This is a genomic window from Streptomyces sp. NPDC086777 (assembly GCF_040702065.1).
Taxonomy (GTDB): Bacteria; Actinomycetota; Actinomycetes; order Streptomycetales; family Streptomycetaceae; genus Streptomyces.
Window position 1 is genome coordinate 185932 of record NZ_JBFBJI010000014.1, and the last position, 8133, is coordinate 194064.

Here is an 8133-nt window from a genome sequence, read left to right on the forward strand (position 1 = left end):
CTTACAGCGCGCCCTTCGTCGAGGGGAGGATGCCGGCCGCGCGCGGGTCGCGCTCGGAGGCGTAGCGCAGCGCCCTCGCCAGCGCCTTGAACTGGCACTCCACGATGTGGTGCGCGTTACGCCCGTACGGTACGTGCACGTGCAGGGCGACCTGCGCCTGGGCGACGAAGGACTCCAGGATGTGCCGGGTCATGGTGGTGTCGTACTCGCCGATCATCGGCGCCATGTTCTCCGGCTCGGTGTGCACGAGGTACGGGCGGCCGGACAGGTCGACCGTGACCTGGGCGAGCGACTCGTCCAGCGGGACCGTGCAGTTGCCGAAGCGGTAGATGCCGACCTTGTCGCCGAGGGCCTGCTTGAAGGCGGCGCCGAGGGCGAGGGCGGTGTCCTCGATGGTGTGGTGCGAGTCGATGTGCAGGTCGCCGTCGGTCTTCACGGTGAGGTCGAACAGACCGTGCCGGCCGAGCTGGTCGAGCATGTGGTCGTAGAAGCCGACGCCGGTGGCGATGTCGGTCTTGCCGGTGCCGTCGAGGTCGATCTCGACGAGGACCGAGGTCTCCTTGGTGGTGCGCTCCACGCGCCCTACGCGGGTCATGCGTCCAGCTCCTTCTTGACTTCACGTACCGCGTCGAGGAACGCGTCGTTCTCTTCGGGGGTTCCGGCGGACACCCGCAGGAAGCCGGGCACGCCGTTGTCACGGACGAGGACTCCCCGGTCGAGGATCCGCTGCCACACCGCGTGCGGGTCCGCGAACCGCCCGAACTGCACGAAGTTGGCGTCGGACTCGGTGACGTCGAGGCCCGCCGCCCGCAGTTCGGCGACCAGCCGGTCCCGCTCGGCCTTGAGCTGCTCGACGTACTTCAGCAGCGTGTCGGTGTGCTCCAGGGCGGCCAGCGCGGTCGCCTGGGTGACCGCCGACAGGTGGTAGGGCAGCCGGACCAGCTGGACGGCGTCCACCACCGCGGGGTGCGCGGCGAGGTAGCCGAGCCGCAGGCCGGCCGCGCCGAAGGCCTTCGACATGGTCCGGGAGACGACGAGATTCGGCCGACCTTCGAGCAGCGGCAGCAGCGACGCGCCGTGGCTGAACTCGATGTAGGCCTCGTCGACCACGACGATCGCCCCGGCCGTCGCGGCCCTGGCGGCCTGGGCGGCCTCGTAGAGCGCGAGGACCGTCTCGGCCGGTACCGCGTTGCCGGTGGGGTTGTTGGGAGTGGTGATGAAGACGACGTCCGGCTTGTGCTCGGCGACGGCCGCCGAGGCCGCCTCGACGTCGAGGGTGAAGTCCGCGCTGCGGGGGCCGGCGATCCAGCGGGTGCCGGTGCCGCGCGCGATGAGCGAGTGCATCGAGTACGACGGCTCGAAGCCGATCGCCGTACGGCCCGGTCCGCCGAAGGTCTGCAGCAGCTGCTGGATGACCTCGTTGGAGCCGTTGGCCGCCCACACGTTCGCGATGGTGAGCGGGTGGTTGCCGGTCTTCGTCAGGTACTTGGCCAGCTCGGTGCGGAGCTGGACCGCGTCCCGGTCGGGATAGCGGTTCAGGTCCCGGGCAGCCTCGCGCACCCGCTCGGTGATCCGCTCGACCAGCGGTTCGGGCAGCGGGTAGGGGTTCTCGTTCGTGTTCAGCCGTACGGGGACGTCCAACTGGGGCGCGCCGTAGGGGGACTTGCCACGCAGCTCGTCCCGTACGGGGAGATCGTCGATGCCGAAGCTCACTTGCCCGTCGGTACCTTCCATCCGAACCTTGCCTTGATCGCCGCGCCGTGCGCGGGCAGGTCCTCCGCCTCCGCCAGCGTGACCACGTGGTGCGCGACGTCGGCCAGCGCGTCCCGCGTGTAGTCGACGATGTGGATGCCGCGCAGGAAGGACTGGACGGAGAGCCCGGAGGAGTGGCAGGCGCAGCCGCCGGTGGGCAGCACGTGGTTGGAGCCGGCGGCGTAGTCGCCGAGGGAGACCGGCGCCCAGGGACCGATGAAGATCGCGCCCGCGTTCCGCACCCGGTCGGCGACGGCGGCGGCGTCCGCGGTCTGGATCTCCAGGTGCTCGGCGCCGTACGCGTCGACGACCCGCAGGCCCTCGTCGACGCCGTCGACCAGGACGATCGCGGACTGCCTGCCCTTGAGGGCGGGCACGATCCGGTCGTCGACGTGCCGGGTGGCCGCGACCTGCGGTGCCAGCTCCTTCTCGACCGCGTCCGCCAGCTCCACGGAGTCGGTGACCAGCACCGCCGCCGCGAGCGGGTCGTGCTCGGCCTGGCTGATCAGGTCGGCGGCGACGTGCACCGGGTCGGCGGTGGCGTCCGCGAGGACGGCGATCTCGGTCGGTCCGGCCTCGGCGTCGATGCCGATCCTGCCGGTGAAGTAGCGCTTGGCGGCGGCCACCCAGATGTTGCCGGGGCCGGTGACCATGGTGGCGGGCGGGCAGGACTCGGTGCCGTACGCGAACATCGCGACGGCGGTGGCGCCGCCGGCCGCGTACACCTCGTCGACGCCGAGCAGGGCGCAGGCGGCGAGGATGGTCGGGTGCGGCAGACCGCCGAACTCGGCCTGCGCCGGGGAGGCGAGGGCGATCGACTCGACGCCGGCCTCCTGCGCGGGCACCGCGTTCATGATCACGGAGGACGGGTAGACCGACCGGCCGCCGGGCGCGTACAGCCCGACCCGCTCCACGGGCACCCACTTCTCGGTCACCGACCCGCCGGGCACGACCTGGGTCGTGTGGTCCGTACGACGCTGTTCGCGGTGGACGAGACGGGCGCGCCGGATGGACTCCTCCAGGGCCGCGCGGACGGCCGGGTCGAGCTCGTCCAGCGCCTTGGCCAGGGCCTCGGCCGGGACCCGGACCTGCTCCAGCGTGACCCCGTCGAACCTCTCGGCGAAGTCGATCAGCGCCGCGTCGCCCCGATGATGCACGGCCTCGCAGATCGGGCGCACCTTCTCCAGGGCGGCCGAGACGTCGAAGTCGGCTCGGGGCAGCAGGTCGCGCAGAGCGAGGCCCTCGGGGAGGGCGTCGCCGCGCAGATCGATTCGGGAGATCACAGGCTCAATTCTCTCAGACGGCACTCGGAGCCCGTCCGCGCGTATCAATGGCTGATACAGAACGTGAGCCGACGACCGCACCCGGCGGCGGCTGTGTGGCTTGATACGGGGCGCGGGGCGACGGCCGGTACGTAGCCTGACCGGTGCCCGGAAGATCGCCTTCACCAACTGTTTTCGGGATCTCACGCACCGGGCATCACCGGTGGTACCGAACATGACCCGCGAGTAACCGAGGAAGAAGGAAAAGCCGTGACCCAGGGGGACGGCGTCCGGGACGGGGATCTGCCGGACGATCTGACCGCGGCCGAGGCCGGTATGTGGCAGGCGTTCCGCAACGGCAGCGTGTACGACCTGAGCAGCGGCGACCCGCACGTGGACGACCCGCACGGCGGCCACCCGTGGGGGCCGGAGCGGAGCGTGCGGGCCCGGACCCTGTGCTGGCTGCTGCTCGACGGGCCGCCGGCGCTGGCCGGCCGGGTCTCCTCGCTGAAGCTGGTCGGCGTCCGGATCACCGGCCCCCTGGACCTGGCGGGGGGCACGGTCCTGCCGTACATGGAGCTGCGCGGCTGCCGGTTCGACGACGAGATCCTGCTGCCGGAGGCGCACTTCACGACCGCGCGGTTCGTGGACTGCGCGGCGCCGCGGCTGGAGGCGGCCCGGCTGCACACGGAGGGTGACCTGCATCTGCCGCGCTGCCGGTTCCTCAGCGGGGTCCGGCTGACCGACGCGCACATCGGCACCGATCTGCTGCTGAACCAGGCGGTGGTGTACCGGGACCGCAGTGGGCGGTCGATCGCGGCGGACGGCATGACCGTCGGCCAGGACCTCCAGGCGGAGCTCCTGGAGACGCACGGGGAGCTGAGCCTGCGCAGCGCCAAGGTGGGCGTCTCGCTGAGCCTGCGCGGGGCGCGGCTGCGCAACCCCGAGGGGCGGTTCGCGCTGAACGCGCCCCAGCTGACCGTCGGCCGGACGCTGTACCTGACCCCGGCCGGGGTGGGCGGCCCCTGGCAGAGCGGGACGACCCCGGCGCGCGGGACGCGGATCCAGCGGTTCGAGTGCCAGGGCGGGATACGGCTGGACGACGGGCGGTTCGGGGACGCCATCGACCTGGAGCGGGCCCGGTTCACCTTCACGGACGACCAGCAGCTGTCGCTGCGCCGGGTGCAGGCGCCGGAGCTGCGGTTCCTCGGCGAGGAGCCGCAGCGCGGTGGGGTGCTGCTGTCCGGCGCCCGGGTGGTCAACCTGGTCGACCGGGCGACCAGCTGGCCGGGCCCGGGGCGGCTGCACATGGGCGGCTTCGCCTACGAGAACCTGGTGCCGCAGGGCCCGTTCCCGCTGACCCGGCGGCTGGACTGGGTGGCGGCGGCGACCGCCGAGTACAACCCGGAGCCGTACGAGCGGCTGGCGACCGTGCTGCGGGCCGCCGGCGAGGACGAGGACGCCCGTGAGGTGCTGCTCGCCAAGCAGCGGCGGCGCCGCGAGACGCTGCCGCCGGCCGCCAAGGTCTGGGGGTACGCGCAGGACCTGACGGTGGCCTACGGCTACCGGCCGGGCCGGGCGGCGGTGTGGATGGCGGTGCTGTGGGCGGCGGGCACGCTGGCGTTCGCGCACGCCCCGCATCCGCCGATGAACTCGGGCGGCCACCCGGCCTGGGATCCGGCGCTGTTCGTCCTGGACCTGCTGCTGCCGGTGATCGACCTGGGGCAGGTCGGCCAGTGGCGGCTCACCGGCGGCTGGCAGTGGGCGGCGGCGGCGATGATCCTTCTGGGCTGGATCCTGGCGACGACGGTGGCGGCGGGGGCGACGCGGCTGCTGAGGCGGGGGTGACGGCCGGGGCAGCCGGGGCAGCCGGGGCAGCCGGGGGAAGTGTCGCTGACAGGTACCGAACAGATGAGAAACGGTCACCTTTTACTCGCCCTTGACCGACGGCCATACAACTTTCGTGGAGTTGGCCATACCGTCTGGCGCTGCCCCGACCTGCGGACTTTCAATGGTCAACGCCATGGCTTCGCTGCGCGCGCTCTTCCGTTCCGCACGGAGGGCAACGAACGCTTCGCCTCTCGCCGCCGGACCGCTCCCGGCTGACGACGAGGTGTTCCTCGACGCGCCCGACGACCGGCTCGCCCCCGCGCTGGTCGCGGCCGGCCGGGGCGAGTACGAGGCGGCGGCGACCCTGCTGGCCGGCACCCGGGGCGCGGCCCAGTGGGAGGAACGCGACCGGTACGTGCACCGGCTCGCCCTCTTCGCCCGCTCCCGCGCCGAGTGGCTCGGCCAGTGGGAGGCGGCCGCCCCGCACGACCCCGACCTGCTGCTGGTCCGGGCCCAGCTCGGGGTGGACCGGGCCTGGGACTCGCCCGCCCGCGCGGAGTTGCTGCGCCCGCTCAGCCCGCTGATCACGGCTGCCGCCCGCGGCGACGACCGGGACCCGGTGCCGTGGCGGATCGCGCTCGACCACGCCCGCGGCACGAACGCCGGCCACCGGTACTTCGAGGAGCTGTGGGAGGCGGCGGTCCGCCGCGCCCCGCACCACTACGGCTGTCATGTGGCGGCGCTGCGCTATCTGGGCACGTACTGGCACGGCTCGCACCGCGAGTGCTTCGACTTCGCCGACCTGGCCGCGCAGGACGCTCCGGCCGACTCCCTCGTCCAGTCGCTCCCCGCCCGCGCCGCCTTCGCCTACCTCACCGACGGCTGCGGGCCCGAGGTGCCGCGGGCCCGCCTGGACGCGGCGGCCGACCGCGCGATCGCGCTCTCCGCGCGGTTCCCGGCGGCCGACACCTGGCCGGCGGAGATCCGCAACAAGCTGATGTACCTGCTGGTCCGCCTGGAACGCTGGGAGGCCGCCCGCGCCCAGCTGGACCTGATCGGCCCGTACGTCACGTCCTTCCCCTGGGGCCGGCTCTCGGACGACCCGCTGGGCCATTTTGTACGCCTGCGCGCCCACCTGCTGGCCGGTACGGAACCGCTCCCCGAGGCCGTGCTGATCCCCTCGCCGAGGGGCGCCGGGCGCCCACGGGCCGAGCACGGCGGACATGTTCCCGCCGATGACCACTAGGCTGTGGCGCCGTGACCACCGTCCGTCTCCCCCTCTTCCCGCTGAACTCGGTGCTGTTCCCGGGGCTCGTGCTGCCGCTGAACGTCTTCGAGGAGCGGTACCGCGCCATGATGCGCGACCTGCTGAAGACACCCGAGGAAGAACCGCGCCGGTTCGCCGTCGTGGCGATCCGCGACGGCCACGAGGTGGCCCCGAGCGCGCCGGGCATGCCGGACCCGACGGCGCAGCCCGACCGCGGCCCGGCGGCCGGCTTCGGACCCGACCCCCTCAAGTCCTTCCACCGGGTGGGCTGCGTGGCGGACGCGGCGACGATCCGGGAACGGGCGAACGGCACGTTCGAGGTGCTGGCGACGGGTACGAACCGGGTGCGGCTGCTCTCCGTGGACGCGTCGGGCCCGTTCCTGACGGCCGAGCTGGAGGAGCTGACCGAGGAGCAGGGCGACGAGGCCGGGGCGCTGGCCGAGGGTGTGCTGCGGGCCTTCCGCCAGTACCAGAAGCGGCTGGCGGGCGCCCGCGAACGCTCCCTCACCACGGGCGTCGACCTCCCCGACGAACCGTCGGTCGTCTCCTACCTGGTCGCCGCCGCGATGATGCACGACACCCCCACCAAGCAGCGCCTCCTGCAGGCTCCCGACACGGCGTCCCGCCTCCGCGACGAGCTGAAACTCCTTCGCTCCGAGACGGCGATCATCCGTAACCTGCCGTCACTGCCCGCGGCGGAGCTGACGCGGACACCGACGAGCCTGAACTGAGCCGGGGTTTCCTGAATGCCGAAGAAATCGAAGAAGCAGCAGTCCGGCGGCGGCACTCCGGCGACGGTGGCCCTGACCACCGCCGGCGTGGACTTCACGGTCCACTCCTACGACCACGACCCCGCCCACCCGTCCTACGGCGAGGAGGCGGCGGAGGCGATGGGCGTGTCCCCCGAACGTGTCTTCAAGACCCTGGTCGCGGACGTGGACGGCGCGCTCACCGTCGCGGTCGTCCCGGTCGCGGGCAGCCTCGACCTCAAGGCCCTGGCCACGGCGGTCGGCGGCAAGCGGGCGGCGATGGCGGACCCGGCCCTGGCCGAGCGCACGACGGGCTACGTCCGCGGCGGCATCTCGCCGCTGGGCCAGCGCCGGAAACTCCCGACGGTCCTGGACGCCTCGGCTTCGGCGCACGCCACGATCTGCGTCTCGGCGGGCCGCCGGGGCCTGGAGGTGGAACTCGCCCCCACCGCCCTCGCGAGTCTGACGAACGCGACGCTGGCCCCGATCGGCCGTGCGTGACCCCTCGACGAAGTCTCCGCACTGGGTTAAGTACGGAAGGCATGTCGAAGAAGACACGGAAAAGAAAGTGGCGCCTGAAGAAGGCCCGCTCGAACCACGGTCGCCGCCCGGCATAGGCGGGTGGGGGCGCGGGTGCTGCCCCGTCCGCGAGCCGCGAAGAACCCTGCGCCACCCGCGCCACCGGCCACTGCGTCGCCGCGCAAGGCACCAGGCCGACTGCGGCCCGGCGGGGGCTCGTCGCGCAGTTCCCCGCGCCCCTGCTCTTCCGCCCCCTCCCCCGCTTCCAAGCCACGGAACGCAAGTACACCCCAGCCGACCAAGCCGCCGACCGGCCGCCCCCCACCCAGCCCACCCGACGACCGAGAACGCCGCCCGACCGACCCCACACTCAGCCCCATCCGACGGTCGAGGACGACACCCGGCCAACACCACACCGGGCCCGTCCGGCGCCTGAGGACGACGGCCGGTCGGCACCACACCCCGCCCACCCGGCGTCTGAGGACGACACCCGGCCAACACCACCCCCAGCCCACACTCAGCCCCATCCGACGACCAAGAACGCCGCCCGACCGACCCCACACTCAGCCCCATCCGACGGTCGAGGACGACACCCGGCCAACACCACACTCAACCCGTCCGGCGCCTGAGGACGACGGCCGGTCGGCACCAAACCCAGCCCATCCGACGACCAAGAACGCCGCCCGACCGACCCCACACTCAGCCCCATCCGACGGTCGAGGACGACACCCGGCCAACACCACACTCAACCCGT

General features: G+C 72.8%; 7 protein-coding genes. 4 read left to right on the forward strand and 3 right to left on the reverse strand.

From position 1 onward, the window contains the following. Position 1 precedes the first annotated feature (1 nt). The 3 genes from hisB to hisD are packed head-to-tail and all read right to left on the reverse strand — an operon-like array spanning position 2 to position 3035. Positions 2–595, reverse strand: a complete 594-nt coding sequence (gene hisB / locus AB0472_RS21410) for an imidazoleglycerol-phosphate dehydratase HisB (protein WP_028422551.1) — start codon at positions 593–595, stop codon at positions 2–4. Continuing rightward, positions 592–1713 (reverse strand): histidinol-phosphate transaminase, encoded by a 1122-nt coding sequence (locus AB0472_RS21415; protein ID WP_366358049.1) that lies wholly within the window; start codon positions 1711–1713, stop codon positions 592–594. Before AB0472_RS21415 ends, hisB begins: the two co-directional genes overlap by 4 nt. Beyond that, positions 1710–3035, reverse strand: coding sequence for a histidinol dehydrogenase (gene hisD, locus AB0472_RS21420; protein WP_366358050.1), 1326 nt, complete (start codon positions 3033–3035; stop codon positions 1710–1712). Before hisD ends, AB0472_RS21415 begins: the two co-directional genes overlap by 4 nt. A 249-nt stretch (positions 3036–3284) precedes the next feature. On the opposite strand from hisD, the gene AB0472_RS21425 reads away from it, so the two are divergent. From AB0472_RS21425 to ybaK, 4 genes are all read left to right on the forward strand, one after another. Beyond that, complete coding sequence (locus AB0472_RS21425) at positions 3285–4862, forward strand: oxidoreductase (RefSeq protein ID WP_366358051.1); 1578 nt, start codon at positions 3285–3287, stop codon at positions 4860–4862. A gap of 163 nt (positions 4863–5025) precedes the next feature. Then, positions 5026–6090: a hypothetical protein gene (locus tag AB0472_RS21430; RefSeq protein ID WP_366358052.1), complete on the forward strand. Its 1065-nt coding sequence runs from the start codon at positions 5026–5028 to the stop codon at positions 6088–6090. Positions 6091–6101: 11 nt separating this feature from the next. Further along, the gene (locus tag AB0472_RS21435; protein ID WP_366358053.1) at positions 6102–6842 is read left to right on the forward strand and encodes an LON peptidase substrate-binding domain-containing protein; all 741 of its coding nucleotides are present in this window, start codon (positions 6102–6104) and stop codon (positions 6840–6842) included. A 15-nt stretch (positions 6843–6857) separates the two neighbouring features. Beyond that, entirely contained in the window at positions 6858–7361 is a 504-nt protein-coding gene (ybaK, locus tag AB0472_RS21440) for a Cys-tRNA(Pro) deacylase (protein WP_366358054.1), read from the forward strand. Positions 7362–8133: the final 772 nt, after the last annotated feature.